At 46.6% G+C, this 17,271-nt stretch carries 12 protein-coding genes and 1 pseudogene; 5 read left to right on the top strand and 8 right to left on the bottom strand.

Annotated elements, in window-relative coordinates:
* Positions 1 to 558 (bottom strand): annotated as a pseudogene (locus ACTJKB_RS22060) (YVTN family beta-propeller repeat-containing protein); the annotation flags it as partial.
* Between the two features lie 1,695 nt (positions 559 to 2,253).
* Here ACTJKB_RS22060 and ACTJKB_RS22065 point away from each other — a divergent pair.
* Positions 2,254 to 3,375: a serine hydrolase gene (locus tag ACTJKB_RS22065; protein ID WP_440836521.1), complete on the top strand. Its 1,122-nt coding sequence runs from the start codon at positions 2,254 to 2,256 to the stop codon at positions 3,373 to 3,375.
* Between the two features lie 302 nt (positions 3,376 to 3,677).
* Positions 3,678 to 3,977, top strand: coding sequence for an RDD family protein (locus tag ACTJKB_RS22070; protein WP_440836665.1), 300 nt, complete (start codon positions 3,678 to 3,680; stop codon positions 3,975 to 3,977).
* A 96-nt stretch (positions 3,978 to 4,073) separates the two neighbouring features.
* Here the strand turns inward: ACTJKB_RS22070 and ACTJKB_RS22075 are convergent, their stop codons facing one another.
* Positions 4,074 to 5,522, bottom strand: coding sequence for an ABC transporter substrate-binding protein (locus ACTJKB_RS22075; protein WP_440836522.1), 1,449 nt, complete (start codon positions 5,520 to 5,522; stop codon positions 4,074 to 4,076).
* Between the two features lie 238 nt (positions 5,523 to 5,760).
* On the opposite strand from ACTJKB_RS22075, the gene ACTJKB_RS22080 reads away from it, so the two are divergent.
* From ACTJKB_RS22080 to ACTJKB_RS22090, 3 genes are all read left to right on the top strand, one after another.
* Complete coding sequence (locus ACTJKB_RS22080) at positions 5,761 to 7,617, top strand: cache domain-containing sensor histidine kinase (RefSeq protein ID WP_440836523.1); 1,857 nt, start codon at positions 5,761 to 5,763, stop codon at positions 7,615 to 7,617.
* Positions 7,592 to 9,211 (top strand): response regulator, encoded by a 1,620-nt coding sequence (locus ACTJKB_RS22085; protein ID WP_440836524.1) that lies wholly within the window; start codon positions 7,592 to 7,594, stop codon positions 9,209 to 9,211. Before ACTJKB_RS22080 ends, ACTJKB_RS22085 begins: the two co-directional genes overlap by 26 nt.
* A 64-nt stretch (positions 9,212 to 9,275) precedes the next feature.
* A complete protein-coding gene (locus ACTJKB_RS22090; protein WP_440836525.1) occupies positions 9,276 to 9,566 on the top strand; it encodes an alpha/beta-type small acid-soluble spore protein in 291 nt (96 codons plus the stop codon).
* 103 nt (positions 9,567 to 9,669) lie between these two features.
* Here the strand turns inward: ACTJKB_RS22090 and ACTJKB_RS22095 are convergent, their stop codons facing one another.
* The 6 genes from ACTJKB_RS22095 to ACTJKB_RS22120 form a co-directional block, all read right to left on the bottom strand.
* Positions 9,670 to 10,416 (bottom strand): protein-glutamine gamma-glutamyltransferase, encoded by a 747-nt coding sequence (locus ACTJKB_RS22095; protein ID WP_440836526.1) that lies wholly within the window; start codon positions 10,414 to 10,416, stop codon positions 9,670 to 9,672.
* Between the two features lie 49 nt (positions 10,417 to 10,465).
* Positions 10,466 to 11,821 carry a PucR family transcriptional regulator gene (locus ACTJKB_RS22100; RefSeq protein WP_440836527.1) on the bottom strand — a complete coding sequence of 452 codons (1,356 nt, stop codon included), beginning with the start codon at positions 11,819 to 11,821 and terminating at the stop codon, positions 10,466 to 10,468.
* 71 nt (positions 11,822 to 11,892) lie between these two features.
* Positions 11,893 to 14,250: an FtsX-like permease family protein gene (locus ACTJKB_RS22105; RefSeq protein WP_440836528.1), complete on the bottom strand. Its 2,358-nt coding sequence runs from the start codon at positions 14,248 to 14,250 to the stop codon at positions 11,893 to 11,895.
* A 2-nt stretch (positions 14,251 to 14,252) separates the two neighbouring features.
* A complete protein-coding gene (locus ACTJKB_RS22110) occupies positions 14,253 to 15,011 on the bottom strand; it encodes an ABC transporter ATP-binding protein (RefSeq protein WP_440836529.1) in 759 nt (252 codons plus the stop codon).
* 137 nt (positions 15,012 to 15,148) lie between these two features.
* On the bottom strand, positions 15,149 to 16,414 hold the full coding sequence (locus tag ACTJKB_RS22115) for an ATP-binding protein (protein ID WP_440836530.1): 1,266 nt from the start codon (positions 16,412 to 16,414) through the stop codon (positions 15,149 to 15,151).
* Between the two features lie 9 nt (positions 16,415 to 16,423).
* Positions 16,424 to 17,101 carry a response regulator transcription factor gene (locus tag ACTJKB_RS22120; protein ID WP_074110405.1) on the bottom strand — a complete coding sequence of 226 codons (678 nt, stop codon included), beginning with the start codon at positions 17,099 to 17,101 and terminating at the stop codon, positions 16,424 to 16,426.
* Positions 17,102 to 17,271: the final 170 nt, after the last annotated feature.

Below are 17,271 nucleotides of genomic sequence, written 5' to 3' on the forward strand. Positions count from 1 at the left end.
TCCGGTTTCACCAGTCGCACCTGTCACACCTGTGGCTCCAGCCGCTCCCGTAGCTCCAGTGGCTCCCGTTTCACCAGTAGCACCTGTCACACCTGTGGCTCCAGTTGCTCCCGTTTCACCGGTCGCTCCTGTCACGCCCGTAGCTCCAGTGGCTCCCGTTTCACCGGTCGCTCCGGTAGCACCGGTGATCCCCGGGACTTCTCCCAGTAATTCAGAGGATACCAGACGATGGGCAGCCACTAATTGCCCCGTGCTGCTCTTACCCCAGAATGATATCTGTACAGGATCATCTGCCGGGCTTGGACTTGATGTTGTGAAAAGAAACTCAAATGCATCCAAATCAGCAAAATAGCTGATTGTCACTACTTGATTGGCAGCCAGGTTCAAGGATTGGCTGACATACAGATTCCGTATACCGCCACTCATATAGTAGCCTTGAATCGAGACTATAGAGGCTTCTGAATCACTCCGGTTGTCAATTCGGAGTGTCACTGACTGCGTGGGTCTTGCACCACTGACCGCATTGTTTTCAATGGGGCCCGTTGATAAAAAGGTCATCTCTTCATTCTCCTTTTTTTGGATTTCACATCCCTGCTGGTACTGCGTAATGACTTCCAATATTCCTCCCAGGAACTCTAGCAGCACAAAAAGTGATTTATATAGTAATATTCGAACGACTTACATGCGGTGTGGACGTAAGAACTGCAAGCTTGCGTACAATCTGGCACCCAACAAACAGAAAACACTGCACTGTCCTTAACAAAGTATCAGTGCTAACAAAACTGTACCGGCTTTACCTTACACAAAAGGCAACCGAGTAGGCCCATATCACTGACATGGGCCTCTCTTAGATCCGTGCGTGTGGCTCATCAAATACGGCATACGGCAACGACTCTTCCGACAGTTATTTCTTTTTGGGGGAACAGCTCGCCTTCCATTCCTCCGCATACTACCTCACGGCCACACTACCGGTTATCGTCAACTATGTACTTCAGCCACCTACAGTATACTCGGGACCTACTTCCGTCAGCGCAAAGAGCTGCCAAATGCACAAAGGACCGCTCCAAAAGCACAATGGCTTTTGGAACGGTCCCTTATAATTGGCAGCTTGCTTCGAATCGCTCTTGGGATCACTATCCTTTACAATTATTTGATACATTATGCTCAGAGATTCTTTCTATGGAGCAACGATGGAATTAACACCTATACCGAGACATTCCTACATACCAATTTTTCATTATACAACTTCTCTAACTCACTACTTTATTTCGATGTCGTCTACCATCTCGGAATCATCGTCTCTCTTATCTATCTTTTAGGCTATAAGGGACGCTTATTTGCTGTTCTTAATTTGTTTTTTAATTTTTGTATATTCGAACCATGTACATTAGTGATGGCGGCGATAACTTACTAAACCTCTGCTTGATATTCCTTGTGTTTGCAGAAAGCACCCGTTACTATTCCATTGATGCTCAAAGGAACAGGAGGACGAAAGAAAATTTCCAAATCTCCTTCATACATGAATTGAAGATGATTATCCATAATTTCGCCGTTTTATTCTGTATTATTCAATTGTGTATCGTTTATCTTTTTTCAGGTGCCTATCAGCTGATGGGAGAATTATGGCAGAATGGAACAGCAATCTACTATGTTTCCTAAGTGAATGAATTTAGCAGACCTATATTGCGTAATTCTATTGAACATTATCTATGGACTAGCTTCATTCTTTCTTATTTGAGTATATTTATTAAACTAACCTTCCCATTCAGTATTATGAACAAGAAGGTAAAACCGTTTATTGTTATATTCATGGTTCTATTTCATGCGGGAATCGGCGTTGGTATGGGCCTACTCACATTTTCATTTGGTTGGTGTCCAATGTGTCGAGGAGTCGTTCAAAAAATCGCCGCTATGGATTATTTCCGGTTTATCACTTGCACGAGCTTCAAGGACGAAAATGTCATCATCGAATACTCATTGGTACCGGAAGAGGTTCAGTTACGTATGCATAGTACTAAATTAAACCGAATCAATTTGAAGCGCGGGATTCATTCCGTTCTTCAAATTTCTTGCCGACTACTGCCATTATCGCCTCTTGTGCCATTAATTTATTTGTTCAGAGTTATCGGTCTGGGGTAATTCCTTTACGATATGATTGCCAAGAGGCGGATGAATGTTCCTGTTAATCATTGCGATGATACGTGCGACGTTACGTTTGTTAATCATTAGATATCAATTAGGAGGAAAAATGTCTTGGATATCATTATCTATATCGGTTGCGGGATCATCGTCCTACTAGGGTTGTTTGCCTTGCTGGTCTTCTTTGAAGTCAAGCGGCAGAATCGTAGAACCGAGCAGCATATCCTTAAATTTATTGCCAGAAACCCATCCCGGGCGTCACTCTATATTATTGAAAATGGAGAAATCGTTGTTGACTTGCAGTCAGCGGTCAGGAGACCTCTTGCGAGCGTGGCCAAGATTATCGTTCTGGCCGAATTTGCTGAGCAAGCTGCCAGTCAACAGATCGACCTTGATAAGAAGGTTCCTTTGGCCAGTCTCAACCGATTTTATATCCCCGATTCTGACGGAAGTGCGCATTCAGAATGGTTATTCGATCTGGAAGAGAAAGGACTCGATCTGGAAAAAGACATCACAATGCTTGAAGTAGCCAGAGGCATGATTCGGTATAGCTCAAACGCCAATACGGATTTTTTAATGGAGACTTTAGGGCTGGATAGAATTAATCAAAAAATAACGGATTGGGGATTGAAAGATCATGATGCCTTGTACCCTTTTTCTTCAGCCATTCTAATGCCCACATATCTTAAAGATACGCTTGGGGTCTCGATGAACAAAGTTGCCTCAATAATGAAAGGATTCACTTATGCTGAATATGCGGCTAAATCTATCGAAATATTTAACCTGCTTAGAAACGATCCTGAAGGGAAATGGATTCAGCAGTTGAATCGTCGGGCACGCGCCCGGATAAAATTCCAAAAGATCTGGTCCGACAAGTTCCCCCGTTCGACGGTCAAGGAATATGCTCAATTGTTAAAAGACATTTATGAAGGTGATCGGTTAAAGGAAGAGGCCAGGACACTATTCCAGAATCTAATTAAACTGGAGGTGCCGAATCCACAATTCACTATGGCTGCCCAGAAGGGCGGTTCCAGCTATACTATTCTTACTTTGGCTATGTATTACGAGGACCTCACGGGAAACAAAACAGAAATGGCCCTCTTCATATATGATCCTGCGGGCGGCGAACAAATGTGGTTGGAGAAGAAGCTGGTTCTTTTTATCAATCAATACTTCACAAACGAACAATTTAAACGGCAAGTCATCCAAGCTTGCCACCCAGCTAACGGTATATGATCTCTCTACTACTTCTTCTAAAGACTGTAGTATTGCCTCTCCTCCTATGTACCATTACATTTAGGTATCAGTTTAAGAGCATCTTCTCCTTGATCATCCATTCAAATCTTTACAGTAAGCTGGATGCTCACTTTGATGATCGTTTGATTCAGAAACATAACAACTAAGCCGGGTTTTGGCCGCGGTTTATGGCATTCACCATAGACGCAGCCATCATCCTTGCGTTTATTTTTCTATTGTCATCATGGGTACCGTACATAAACGTTATAAGTACATGACCGTTCAAACTCATTATCGTTCAGATTTATTTCGTTTCGTTAACCACGATATATAACCAGACCCTAGGAAAGATGATCGTCGGCATAAAAGTCCGTACGTTCACCGACGAGAAACCTTCTTGGGAAGATGTGTTGTTGCGTGAAGGCATCGGAAAAGGGATTTCGGCCTGCATTTTTTTTATAGGCTATTTGATGGCCGCGTTTGATCCTACAAAGCGAGCTTTACACGACCATTTGACGAATATGGTCGTCGTGTGGGAGGCGAATGGACGCAAAGCAGTCCACTCCCCTTTCCCAAATGGTGAGACAAATCCGTTCTTGTAAACCAGGCTTTCTCTGTTGGAATGTCACAAGGATGATCATCTCAAACAACGATAACACGATACTACATTAAGTAATTACTATTCAAATGTCTTGCAATTATTCTGCTCTTACATGACCCAAGGGATTCTTCGCATCAAACCCCGGATAAATGTACTCCTCACGTTTAAAAGAATAACCGGTAGCCGCAATATCCAGCATCTGATTCAACCGGTCACTTTCCGCGCGCAGGCCCTCGCCCGCGCTTATGCCGCCGGAAAGGATCTGCAGGTAGAGCTGTATGCGGGGGCGGTCACCTGAGTCGCGTGGTTCCACCGAAACGGTGTTCGGATCGTACTGGTCCATAATCTGCGGGGACAGCGGGTAAATGGACTCCTCTGCGGTCGGGTAAAATTCCTTGAAATGGCCCAGCCCCGGAACCAGGCCCGGAAGATCTGTGATCCCGTCTACCACCGGCAGTGCCAAGGCCTGCTGGAACAGAATGGTAAGGAAGGCTTCAGACTGCAGAAACTTCCATACTTTCACCGCCGCTTCCCGGTCAGGTGTGCTGCTATTTACCGCCAGCGGTGAGTGCGGAATCATCATTAACGCCCCGCTGCCCTTCTTCGCCGAAGACGTTACGGGCGGCAGAGCCACCCCCCAATTATCCTTTGGCATATATTCCTGTAATTTCACATAATCTTTGCTGGTTGCATACATCATGCCGATGTTGCCGTCGGCGAATTGCCTGAGTGCACCGTTCCGCTTCAGCAGAGTCTCCCCGGGATACAGGCTACCCTCTGCTTTCATATCCAGCAGCATTTGCAGCCAGGGAGCATATACACTCAGATCATAACGTCCGTTCCGGTAATTATAGAGATACACCCCGCTGTAGGTATTGGACATTTCCAGCCCCGTCTGCAGACTGTCCTGGCTGTCTCCGGCGGCCAGCGCGAAGCCGTATTTGTTCACACCGACCCCGGCCCGGCTAATCCTGGCCGCAGCCTGCTTCACTTCAGCGAAGGTGACAGGCGGATGCTCCGCATCCAGTCCGGCGCTCTGGAACAGCTGCTTATTATAGATCAGGCGAACAGTCTCAATACTGGAGGGCAGGAAGTAGATCCCTCCCTTAAACAGAGAGCTGCGTGCGTAATCTCTAGCCCACTTTGGAAATCTGTTCAGATCCGCAGGGTCCAGATAAGAGTTCAGGTTGGCCAGATACCCCTTGTTCACATAGGTAGCCAGCCAGCTGTTATCCACGCTGAACACATCCGGCCCCTGACCTGAAGTCATCAGCATGTTGAGCGTGTCATCGTAGGCATCCGTGGACAGATTCATCATTACAATTTCAATATGGTCTGGATTGCTCTGATTAAATTGCCGGATCGCGTTCTTCACCTCCAGATTCTCTGTCCAGTCGTACAGCGCGATCCGTACTTGAACCGGGGGAGCCCCCTCAGGTACCGGCTCTGAATTAAACTCCACCAGCAGCGGACGGTCATAAGCACTGGCATATACGATAAGCCCGCATAGCAACAGGCCGAAGATATAGAATAACAGCCGTTTCATCCTTCACCTCCTGCGTTGACAGCCTAACGCGCCCGTTTTACAATGTATACCATCTATTCCTGAAATAACGATGTCTGATCTCAGGACATTGTTATGGAAGCCAAATTGAGGGTCTTCTCCGAAATTCACATCTGATAGTGCCGCGAAGGAGCGGCATAAGTGCCTATTGATTGATATTTTCCATTAATACCTGTTAGATGGCAAGCGAAGATTATCCGCAGCGTGAAGGGGGCCTCAGATGAAGAAATTATTCGATACTCTGTCCAAAACCCTCTTCTTATACAACTTCAGCATCCGCAGCAGACTTATCCTCTACTTCCTCTTTCTCGTCCTTCTACCGACCACCATCATCTCCGTTACGGTATATAACAAATCAGCGGATATTATCACCCGCAATGTCAATACATCGATCGAAAACAACCTGAATCTGGTTCAGGATAATCTCGCTCAGCGTTTCGCCGCTGCGGATCAATCCATGATTTCTCTATACCTCAATACGGAGTTCGCTGACCTGATCTCCGCCAACCGTCCGACAGACAGCACAGGAATTATTAATGAGCTGGCTGCGCTGAGCAGAATCCTGGAGAGCTTTCCTGGCAGCGGAACCTCCGGAAGCAGCTTCGTCCCTATGCTATATATGCTGAACCGTCCGGAATATACGCAGTACAATTTCTCAAGACGGGTGTTCAATATCGATCAGATTTCCCTGAAGCCCTGGTATCTGGGCATTCCGGCCAAATCCGACTTCACGGTGGTCGGGCTCAGCTCCCTGGATTCCAAGTTCACCCTTAAATTTGCAAAACGCCTGTTTGGCATCCGGCATGCCCAACTGCCCTATGTAGGCCTCCTTACCATTGATATTCCCGTGACGGAATTCGATAATCTGCTGGAACACTACAAACCTACGGCAGGCAGCCGGATTTACATCGCTGACCAGACCGGAACGATTGCGGTTAGCCCTGACACGTCACTCATTGGACAGAACATCAGCACCCAGAACTATTACCCCTACATGAAGTTCCCTGAAGGCAGCAGCGGCACCCTCCATTCCTTCCGTCAAGTAATCCAGGGGGAGAAGATGCTGGTCTCCTATACCCAAATCCCGGAAACCGGCTGGACGATCCTTTCCTTCTCACCTGTGAGCGAGCTTAATGGAGAATTGGCCTCCTTTCAGCGTGTCATGTACATTGTCATCGGCATCTGTATGCTCATTTCACTCATGATGGCTCTGCTGCTGTCGGAGAATATCTCGGCACCCATCCGTAAATTTATCCAGTCCATGTCCCATGCAGAGAGCGGCAACTTCAACATCATTATCCGCTACCGCCGTAAAGACGAATTTTCCTATTTGTTCAACCGCTACAATAAGCTGCTGCAGCAGATCAAAGCGCTGATCGATAAGCTCTATGTGACCGAATTACGTAAAAAAGAAGCCGAGCTTAAAACCCTTCAGGCTCAGATCAATCCGCATTTCCTCTATAACACGCTGGATTCGATCAACTGGATTGCCATCAATCATGACATTCCCGAGATCAGCAATATGGTAACCTCGCTGTCCGACTTCTTCCGCTACAGCCTGAGCAAAGGCCGGAATATTATCCCGCTGCGCGATGAGCTGCGGCAGGTGGACAGCTACCTGCAGATTCAGCAGTTCCGCTTCCAGGATAAGCTGGAGTATGAGCTGGAGGAGACCGACCCCCGGGTGCTGGAGGAATGTCTGGTGGTCAAGCTCAGTCTTCAGCCGCTCGTAGAGAACTCCATTATCCATGGAATCCAGAAACGGCGGGGAAAAGGCAAAATCCGCATCCGGGTGGAGCGGTCCGGGGACCTTCTCTGTGTGTCCGTCTTTGACGATGGGGCAGGTGCAAATCCAGAGCGGCTGAATCAGCTGCTGACGGATCAGCATCCGGGGAATCAATCCTACGGCATCCGCAATGTGCATACCCGAATCCAGCAGTTTTTCGGCGAATCTTACGGCATCCGGTATTATGCCAATACCGAAGACCAGAGCGGCCTCTTGGCCATAGTCCGGTTTCCAGTTGTAACTACATGGAACGAGGTGATGGAAGATGTTGACGATGATCGTAGCGGATGATGAGCCGTTTATCCGCAGAAGTCTGATCCATGTGTTCAATTGGCAGGAGGAGTTCGGCATCGAGATCATCGGTGAGGCCTCAGACGGGCAAGAGGCGTATGAGTTATGTATGGAGCTTCAGCCTGATATTTTATTCACGGATATTATGATGCCCATGCTGGGGGGCCTGGAGGTGGCGGAGAAGCTGAAGGCCGGGAATTGCCGGACCCGAATCATTATCATCAGCGGCGCCCAGGATTTCTCCTATGCCCAAACTGCCCTGAAGGTCAATGCCGAGGGGTATATTCTGAAGCCTGTCAAATTGCCCGAGCTGCGGGAGGTCTTTCAGGAAGTCGTCAACCGGCTGCGTCAGGAGAAAGACCACCGGATGAATGTCGAGCAGTTGAAGAAGCAAGTAGAGAACCACATGCCGCTGATCCGCGAGAAATTCCTCCAGAACTGGGTGGGGGGACTATACCGGGATGAACGGGAGCTCTGGGAGAAGATCAGCTATTTCCGGCTTCCCTTTACAAAGGGGGATGTTCTGACGGCAGGCGTACTCCAGCTGGATGATTATGAGACCGCGGTCGACAAATTCTCGGAGGAAAATAAACAGCTGCTGTATTTTGCTATTCAGAACATCATCACCGAATGTCTGGAGAGTCCGCCCGGCGGAATCACTTTTGTCGCCAGTGAAAATGAATTCATCATCATCTTCTGCCCGGATACGTCTGCTTCTCCCGGCACCAGCAGCATCGCAAGCCTCTGTGAAAAAATCATGGGCAGCATCCAGCAATATCTGCGGCTGGATACATCCATAGGCATCGGCCGGGCTTGCCCCACCGTAAGTGAGCTTGAGGACTCCTATAAGGATGCGCTGGCCGCGCTGGTGCATACCTTTTATACCGGCCATGGTTCCATTCTGGATATCAAGGATATTCAGTCCGCTACGGAGACTCTGCAGAGCACTTTTTTTTACAAATTCCATGCGCGGCTGATGAATGAGCTGAAGGCGGGCCATACCGAAGAAGTCATGGAACTGCTGGAGAAGCTCTTCGACCGGCTGGCCGCCCCCAAGCTGCAAATCGATTATGTGCAGAGCATCTGCGCCGAGATGATTTTTACGTCTGCAAGAGCCCTTTATGAGCTGGATGAGGACATCGAACAGGTGCTGCAGGACCGGCTGACCATCATGGACACACTCTACAAGCAGAAGAATATATCCGGGCTAAAAGCCTATATGCTCTCGCTTTTTTATGATCTCAGCGCTTATGTGGCGGGGAAAAGCACCTCCAAAAACAGCAAAACCATCAACCGGATCAGAGCCATTGTTCAGGAGGGGTACGCTCATGAGCTGTCCATTGCACGAATTGCCGAGGAGGTCTACCTGACCCCCAACTACATCAGCCTGATCTTCAAAAAAGAAACCGGCGAAACCCTTACCGACTACATCACCAGAATCCGAATCGATAAGGCCAAGGAGCTGCTGCATTCCACAGATCTCAAGGTCATGGAAATTGCTGAACGGGTCGGCTACGAGAATCCCCATTATTTTAGTACAGTATTCAAAAAGATTGTCGGAAAACATCCGCTTAAATACCGCTCCGACAAGTAGCCAGAATGAACGGTTGTTCTTCCGGGCAAATTAAGGGCAAAGACATCAGGGGGAGTGAGTGAGGATGGCAAGAAGGAACAGAAGATATGCGGTGCCCGGAGTGGAACAGGGAATGCAGACTTTGAAAGCCAATGTGATGAAGCAGGAAGGCTATACGGTTAATCCGGACCGGCCGAATGACGTGAAATACGAAGTGGCTAAAGAGTTGGGCGTCCCTCTGCAGCACGGTAACAACGGAGCACTGACTACGGAATCGGCCGGTCAGATCGGCGGCAAAATTGGCGGGTCCATGGTTCGGGAAATGATCCGTCTTGCCCAAGAGCAGCTGGCGAACACAGAGCAGCAGAACAAGTAATCCTTCCGGGGACAAAGCTGGTTGTGTACATTGCATAGCCACCGGTGCTGCTGCCTGCCATTAGCAAATAGCTTCGATGGCGGGGCAGATGCCCCGTCCTTTTCTATTTAGTGATGTAGGATTTGACCCCAATTCTGGAGAAAATCCTGTGCCGCGCATCGCCGCTGCCCTTCGGACCCCGCACCGACCGGCTGGACAAGGTCTGCAGATAAGCAAAATCCGGGTGGAGTCCTTCATCCGTGAGATAAGCCGAGATCCGGCTGCCCGGGACTCTTTCGCGGTTCAGTGACGTAATGATGCCTTCCGCACTTTTAATCCCCAGCCCGTGTCCATAATAGCTGTCATTACCGAGCATCACCGTATTTTCACCCTGCCATTCCGGCTTATCCGGATCATGGTCCGGGTTCTTGAAATACACGACATCCCCCGGCTGCATTTCTGACGGATCAAATGTAGTGATCATCCGCAGATTGCTGTCATAGTTCCAATCCCACAGGAACAGGTCCGTAAAATGCTGATTAAACGCATTTTCCCCAATCATATCAATGGTTGCCTTGTAGAGAATCATTACCATCGCCATGGCACATTCGAAGGCGTACAACTGTCCGTTACTAAAAATATCCTGGATTGCCGCCGACGGGGTGACATCGCTGCGAAGCTGGAATCCTCCATTCTCCGTACGTATCCAATATTTTGGGTTGCAGCGGGAATTCTTAAATGTGGAAAAGTCTGTGCCGCCGGTACTCATCGCTTTGGCTGTTTCAATAATGCGTTCCCTCATCTTCTGTTCGAATCCCGAACCTGGATTATCATATCCAAAGGCCACTATCCATTTCCCCTTTCCTGTCACAATAGATAGGTTATTGTACGTGTCGGGCCTTCGGTTGGTGCACGGCAGTTTAACCCTCCTGAAACCAGGCGTTAACCTGAGCGGTCTCCTCTGTCAGAACATCCAGATAGATTGAAGTGCGGTAATCCGTTTCCTTGAGGCTTCGGCCCGTAATTTCAGCGATCCGGTTCAGCCGGTACATCAGGGTGTTGGTGTGGATATGCAGAAAGGACGCAGATTCCTTAAGATTCCCGTTCAGCGTCAAATAGACGGCAATGGTTTTGACAAAATCACTTTTGTGCTCACGGTCATGCGCCTTCAGTGGAGAGAGCAGCGAGCTCTTGCGCGTCCGGCTGCGCTTCTGCTCCAGAATGGCCGGAATATACGCCCAGAAGCCGATATCCTCATACAGCAGCAGGTGACGGGCATGATAGGGCAGCAGTTTTTTGATCTCCAGGATGGTGAGTGCTTCCCGGTACGCAGCCGCAGCCGAGGTATATTCCCGGTAGCCCGGACTGCAGCCTGCTGTCAGAACGCAGCTTTCGCTGCGGCTCAGCTCCTGCAGCAGGTTCTGCACGAACGAAGATAACAGTTCTGTTCCTTCGACCGGAAACAGAAAGGAAAACAGAATAATCAGCCGGTTATGCTCGGCAGTCAGAAACAGCAGGCGCTGATTGGCACCCGCCTCCATCCGTTGGCGGAAACGCTGTACAAAGCGGTCGTCGATCGTCTTGTCACTCTCCAGCACCCCGATATAATAGCTCTCCGGCAACAGGATCGAAGAACCTTCAGCCTCCTGGCGGATACGCGATTCCGTTTCGTAATGCGAGGTCAGCAGCTTCCAGAAGAAATCCTCATGCGCCTTCTCCTGCCTGGTCTTCCAGCCGCGCTGCTTCAGCAGATAACGCCCGGCAATCCCGGCAGCCTTCTCCACAATGCGCTCCGCATGCCCCTCAGCCAGATTGCCTCTGTCCACCACCCAGATATAACCGAGAATCTCCTGCTGATGCCGGATGCACATCGCCAGCCTCGGCCCGAGCCCTACCTCCATGACTGCCGGAATGCGGATCGGATGCGCGGTGTTCTCAAGCTGATGCATCACGCCTTTTTTTCGCAGGCCGATGATGACCGTATTCGGCACTCGCTTACCGATAATAGTGGAGATGCGCGCCGGATCGCTCTCGAACTGATGGGAGCTGTATCCGATCACGTGATGGTTGCTATCCTCAATCGTCACCTGCGACTGAAGCGATTCGCTGAGGGTATCCGCCAGGGATTCCATACTGTCAAAAAAACGATCAAATGATGGCTCTGAATCTGTCAATGTCCCCACCCCAACCTGAAGAATAGCCGAAATACTATAAGTGATTTCATTATAGCCTGCAGCTTTGCGGCTGACTATAGGGGACGGTTGCCTGGTGGTCAAGTAGAAACGGGTACCGTCGTTAAAGGACGGTACCCGTTTCTGGCATAAATCGTCTATCCACTTTTTTATGCTTACTCACTTACCAGAGCATACGCGGATATTTTACGAATGCGGTAAGTAATCAGCATCGAAGTACAGTAAGAGACAATGACAATTGCCACTCCAAACAAACTAATCCACGACGTCGCGATAATAAATTGTGCCTTCATAATCCCCATAGCACGCATCGCCACTGACATGAGTGGGTTGGTTAGGGTAAGTCCAGCTACACTTCCGAACAATACGCCTATAATGATAGGTAGCAAAAACCCAAGCGAGAGCTGATTCATTAGCTGGAAGGTTGTAAAACCAATCGCTTTTTGTATACCCAGTTCACGTTTCTTACGAATAACCGATGAAATAATAACAAAATACAGAACAAGGATCACAACAACTATGGTTATAACCATCATACCAATCCCAAGCTTCGAGACAATCGATATGTACATGCCCATGCCATCGTCCATAATTTTATCCATATCTACTGATGTTACGATTGAATCTCCATAGTCGCTTTCAAGCTTGTTTACAAATTCATTAGCTTTACTATTTTTGTTCAAATAGATTTGCAGGCTCTGCTGTTTAAAGTCCGGGTTAACCTTAAGGATGCCATCCCTTCTTATAGACGCATTCATTCCGCCCATATTCGCACCTTGAGATAAGCCTGTGATCATATATTCGGCCTGCTTAGCGCCGACTTTTATCATTACACGATCACCGATCTTTTTGTCCATCTTATCCGCTAAGATACCGGCAAGTACAACTTCATTGCTGTGGAGCGGATATCTGCCCTTAAAGACGGTGTTCGTTTCTTTTGTAGAAAAATCCTCCATTACATAAGCAGTTACATCATAGTTCTCTATTTTAACTTTGGACTCATCTATATACTGGACTTTTCTTACATTCTTCATGTTTTTAATGTTATCCACAAGCTTTGGTTGTTCCGCATCCGAATTCAAAATAGCCACCGCATTTGAAAGTTCGATTCCGGGAGTCTTTGCAAATGCCTTTGTATCAATGACGGTGTTATAAAACATCACAGCACCAAATGTACTGGCAAAAGATACAGCAGCAAGGATAACTCCAATCATGAAGCTGTGCTTCCTGCTTTGCAGCATGGATTTAAACCCGAGAACAACCGGCAGACTGCCTATTGACTTATGAAGCGGCAAATAATTTTTTCTGAAGTTATGGGTTGTGATTCCGCCTCTTAAGGCTACAATCGGATTAAGCTTACGAATTCGTCCCGAAGAAATGAAAGAGACAATGATAACAACGAATAAAATTGCACTTAGAATAATACTGCTGATTGCTCCATCGAAGCCTTGCACCCACATGAGCCCGGATTGATGTGCAAAAATATCAGAAAGTACTGGCGTTGTTAAATAGGATAACGATATGCCTGCTATACTGCCAACCAAGGCAATAAGCATGTACTGCATTACAATTGACAATATAATTTGTCTGCTGGTATACCCGATCGCCCTTAGAGACCCGATTTTGCTCATATCTTCTTCTATGCTGTTCCCAATTCTGAACCGGACCACAATAAGGCATACGATTGCGATAATAAAAGCGAAAGCCATCGCCATTACCGACACCATACTTGACATAAAAGTACGGGACGTTCTCAACAGTTCTATATCCGAGCTGGACAATGTGCTGGTATCTTCTACCATAGCAAGAGTCGCCTTTTGATCCGTTTGTACTAATTCTCTTATCCCTGTTTCAACTTCATTATTTACTTTATCAAGATCAGCAAAAATAAGTGTTGCACTATATTTGTCACCCAGCTTTTGTACAACTTTTTCATAGGTTTCATGGGGCAAATAAGTTCCTAAATTTATAGTATCAAGAGAACTGAAGAAGGCATCTTCTGTAAAACCTTTTATTGTAAATGTAAGGGCTGCATCATCAAATTTCATTTCAACTTTGTCATTCAGCTTGTATCCACCGTCAATATTCAATACATACGGCACATAAATCGACATTGAATCAGGCGGTAAATGCTCGCCAACAAATTTCCATTTAGAGAAATCACGTTCTTTATCTGCATCATTTAGAATAAAACTCATCTCGCGTATATCATCATTATAAGGGATGGATGCCTGAGCCCATATTACTTCCTCTTTTTGCATGTTTGATACATTTTTATTATTTCTGATGTACTTATCTACCTCTCCGTTATATAAATGACTTGGCATGATATAGTACACATCATTTGTCTTAAGCTCTTTGGTGACTTTTTCAAAAAAACTGCCAAAATTCACAAACACGAGCGAGCCCGCATTTAACAGCAATCCGGCAATGAAGAACATTAGCAATAGTGAAACCGTGTGTCCTTTGGTTTTTCGTATATTCGCAAAGCTGAGCATAGCTAATTTTCGCAACGTTACCACCCCATTTCAGTGAGGAAGGCCTGGAGCTTGCCGTGCCGCTCCCTGTCGCCGCTTACGTATTTGCCTAAGTTGCAAATGCCATGAATAACGCCGTCACGCATATATAAAATCCGGTTTCCTCTTCTTGCGGATTTCAAATCATGGGTAACCATGATAATGCTTTGCCCCCTGCTGTTAAGATCGGTCAGCACATCAAGTACTGCCTTACCAGACGCGGAGTTAAGGGCGCCTGTGGGTTCATCGGCAAAAACAACCTTTGGCTGGTTGATTAATGCACGCACAATCGCAGCACGCTGCGCTTCTCCGCCGGACAATTGGGTAGGAAATTTACTCCAAATCATTTCTGTTAATCCAACCTGTGCAAGCAGTTCTTTTGCCCTTGCTGTAATGGCCTTTCTGTCATTACTGACAAGCAGTCCTGCGGCAAGAATATTATCCAATATACTCATATTATCGAGCAGGAACATTTGCTGAAACACAAATCCGCAATTTAATCTGCGAAACACCGCCAGCTTATCATTGGACAGCTTTGCGATCTCCTGATCAAAGTATGTGATGGAGCCGAGCGTCGGCTTATCCATACCTGATAAGGCATACATGAGCGTGGATTTCCCCGCGCCGGATGAACCCATGATGACAGTGAAATCCCCGGATAATATCTCCAAATCAAGATTTTTAAGAACATGCTGCTGCATGCCTCCGCTGGAGAACGATTTGCTAAGCTTGTCGGTCGTTATAATTACTTGACTCATTATTGGGCCCCCTAATAAAAATAAGACTGTTAAAACTTACTGCATGTGGAGCAGTTAAAGTTTTATTTACAGTCTTATCTTAGCGTATAAATTCTTAACGGGTCTTTAGACAGTTCTTAACCAATTCTAAAATCTTTTTACGCGATATGTAATCTTAAGATCACCACAAAACCGCCATCCATATTCCTGCAATTGATATCTCCGGACATTTTGTTCATCAGGTATTGGGAAATATACAAGCCAAGCCCTGTTCCGCTTTTGCCCACCGAATTTTTGGCGCGATAGAATTTATTGAATAAAAGTGGGATTTCCTCCGGGGAGACCCCCTGTCCATAGTCTTTGAACTCGATCTCCAGATATTGTCCTTTGATGCTTGCCGTTATACCGATGGATGTACCCGCGTATTTATAGGAGTTGCTTATCACATTGTCAACGACCTGCAGAAGCCGAAGCAGATCTACAAGCACAATGCATTCAGGGATAGACGATACAACAGCTCTGTTATAGTAGTCAACATTTTGGATCAAATCCCCCAGAACTGTACTCGACTCCTCCGTTACTGTAACATTCAGCTCCTGTAACTCTTCTAATGTAGCATTGAACAAATTCGTGATCAGTGTATTGATCTGGTCAGCTTTTGAATTAATCACTTCCAGCTGATTGATGTCTTCCTCAATAACCGAATTCAGAATCATAACCTCGGAGACAGCCTTAATCGAGGCGACTGGTGTTTTTATATCATGGCTAAGTGACGCTACCAGCTCCTTTTTGCTCTGATTCGCCATTCTTTCATTCTCACGCGCTTTCGCAAGTTCCTCTCTCATCAGGTCAAAGCTCTCTGCAAATGCACCGAACCCATTGCCCTTTTCCATTTCGAGCGGCATGTCCAGCTTGCCCTCTGCCACATGACGCGCAAAGGCCTGCAGTTTACGAAACGGACGAAAAATCGATCTGTCGATATATACTGCATAGATCAAACAAAATAAAGTGATAAAAATGATAATCACTCCAAAAAAAACAAGCAGGTCGTTCCTGTATTTCTCCCATAGCTCGCTTGTATTATTAAAAATAATTACTTTCCCCAAAACCGTGCCATTTCGCGTAATATCCACAATCGTATCCCGGTTATGGATTGCAGAGTCAATATTCTCACTTAATCCACGCCTTGTGGCCCCAACCAGATCGCCGCGGCTATCCAGTACAGTATATTCCAGTCCGTATTGCCGGCTTGGTAATTCTGACTGCTCCTGACTGCCCCAATGTTCAGCAAGCGATTGTGTAATATCATTCACAGCAACAACATCGATTCCCGCTTCATTTAAGCTGCGAAAAATAAAAAAAATGACACTAATGCCAATGAATAGAATGGCTACAGCCAAAACCGTTACCTTCTTGATGCTCATCTTCCACCCCTAGTCGGCTTCAAATACATAGCCGGTCCCCCATATCGTCTTGATGTAACGCGGCTCATTAGGGTTTTCTTCAATTTTTTCACGCAGTTTGCGAATGTGGACATTTAAAGTTCCGTCACTCGTAATAGCATCGTTCCAAACGTTTGAGAACAATTCTTCTTTGGCAAGCGGGCGATTTTTGTTTTGGATTAAATAGGCTAGCAGCTTATATTCCATGGCCTTTAATTTAATTTCGCAACCATCATTCACAAGCTTTTCCGTGATCAGATCCATTGTAAAACTCCCAAAGCTTAAAACATCAACATCGCCCCTATACCTTTTTAATACCGTTTTTACCTTAGCCAAAATAATACTGAGTGCATACGGTTTTTGGATATAGTCGTCACCACCGATATTCAGTGCAAGCAGCACATCGTCATCACTTGTTCGTGCACTTATAAACAATATCGGGATATTGGTAGTACTTCTCAGTTTTTTACATATTTCAAATCCGGATGATTGTTGCCCTAAATTAATATCCAGCAGGATCAAATCAGCTTTATTTTGCGTAAAAAACTCAAAGCATGCCTGTTCATCAGCTACCCAGAAGGTTTTCACGCCAAGCATATTAAAGTATTTGCAGGTGCTTTTTGATAGCGCTTCTTCATCATCAACGATTAAACAGTCATACTTTAACATCCTTTTTCCCCCCGCAAATAAACTCGAATAACAGAAGCTATTATATCATATTGAAAATAGTGTCAAAATTAAAAAGGCTTTGGGGAGGTGGTCCCCAAGCGTCATCTGGCCCGCGAATAAAAGAGCAAAAAACAGCCCGGCGATTGCTCACCGGACTGCTGAATGATTGT

This window comes from Paenibacillus sp. 22594 (assembly GCF_052044425.1).
Classification (GTDB): Bacteria; Bacillota; Bacilli; order Paenibacillales; family Paenibacillaceae; genus Paenibacillus_AQ.

What these genes read in the sequence shown, in the direction of transcription:
- ACTJKB_RS22075 (WP_440836522.1), bottom strand. Translation starts at nt 5,522, where the DNA reads ATGAAACGGCTGTTATTCTATATCTTCGGCCTGTTGCTATGCGGGCTT.
- ACTJKB_RS22080 (WP_440836523.1), top strand. Translation starts at nt 5,761, where the DNA reads ATGAAGAAATTATTCGATACTCTGTCCAAAACCCTCTTCTTATACAAC.
- ACTJKB_RS22085 (WP_440836524.1), top strand. Translation starts at nt 7,592, where the DNA reads ATGTTGACGATGATCGTAGCGGATGATGAGCCGTTTATCCGCAGAAGT.
- ACTJKB_RS22090 (WP_440836525.1), top strand. Translation starts at nt 9,276, where the DNA reads ATGGCAAGAAGGAACAGAAGATATGCGGTGCCCGGAGTGGAACAGGGA.
- ACTJKB_RS22110 (WP_440836529.1), bottom strand. Translation starts at nt 15,011, where the DNA reads ATGAGTCAAGTAATTATAACGACCGACAAGCTTAGCAAATCGTTCTCC.
- ACTJKB_RS22115 (WP_440836530.1), bottom strand. Translation starts at nt 16,414, where the DNA reads ATGAGCATCAAGAAGGTAACGGTTTTGGCTGTAGCCATTCTATTCATT.
- ACTJKB_RS22120 (WP_074110405.1), bottom strand. Translation starts at nt 17,101, where the DNA reads ATGTTAAAGTATGACTGTTTAATCGTTGATGATGAAGAAGCGCTATCA.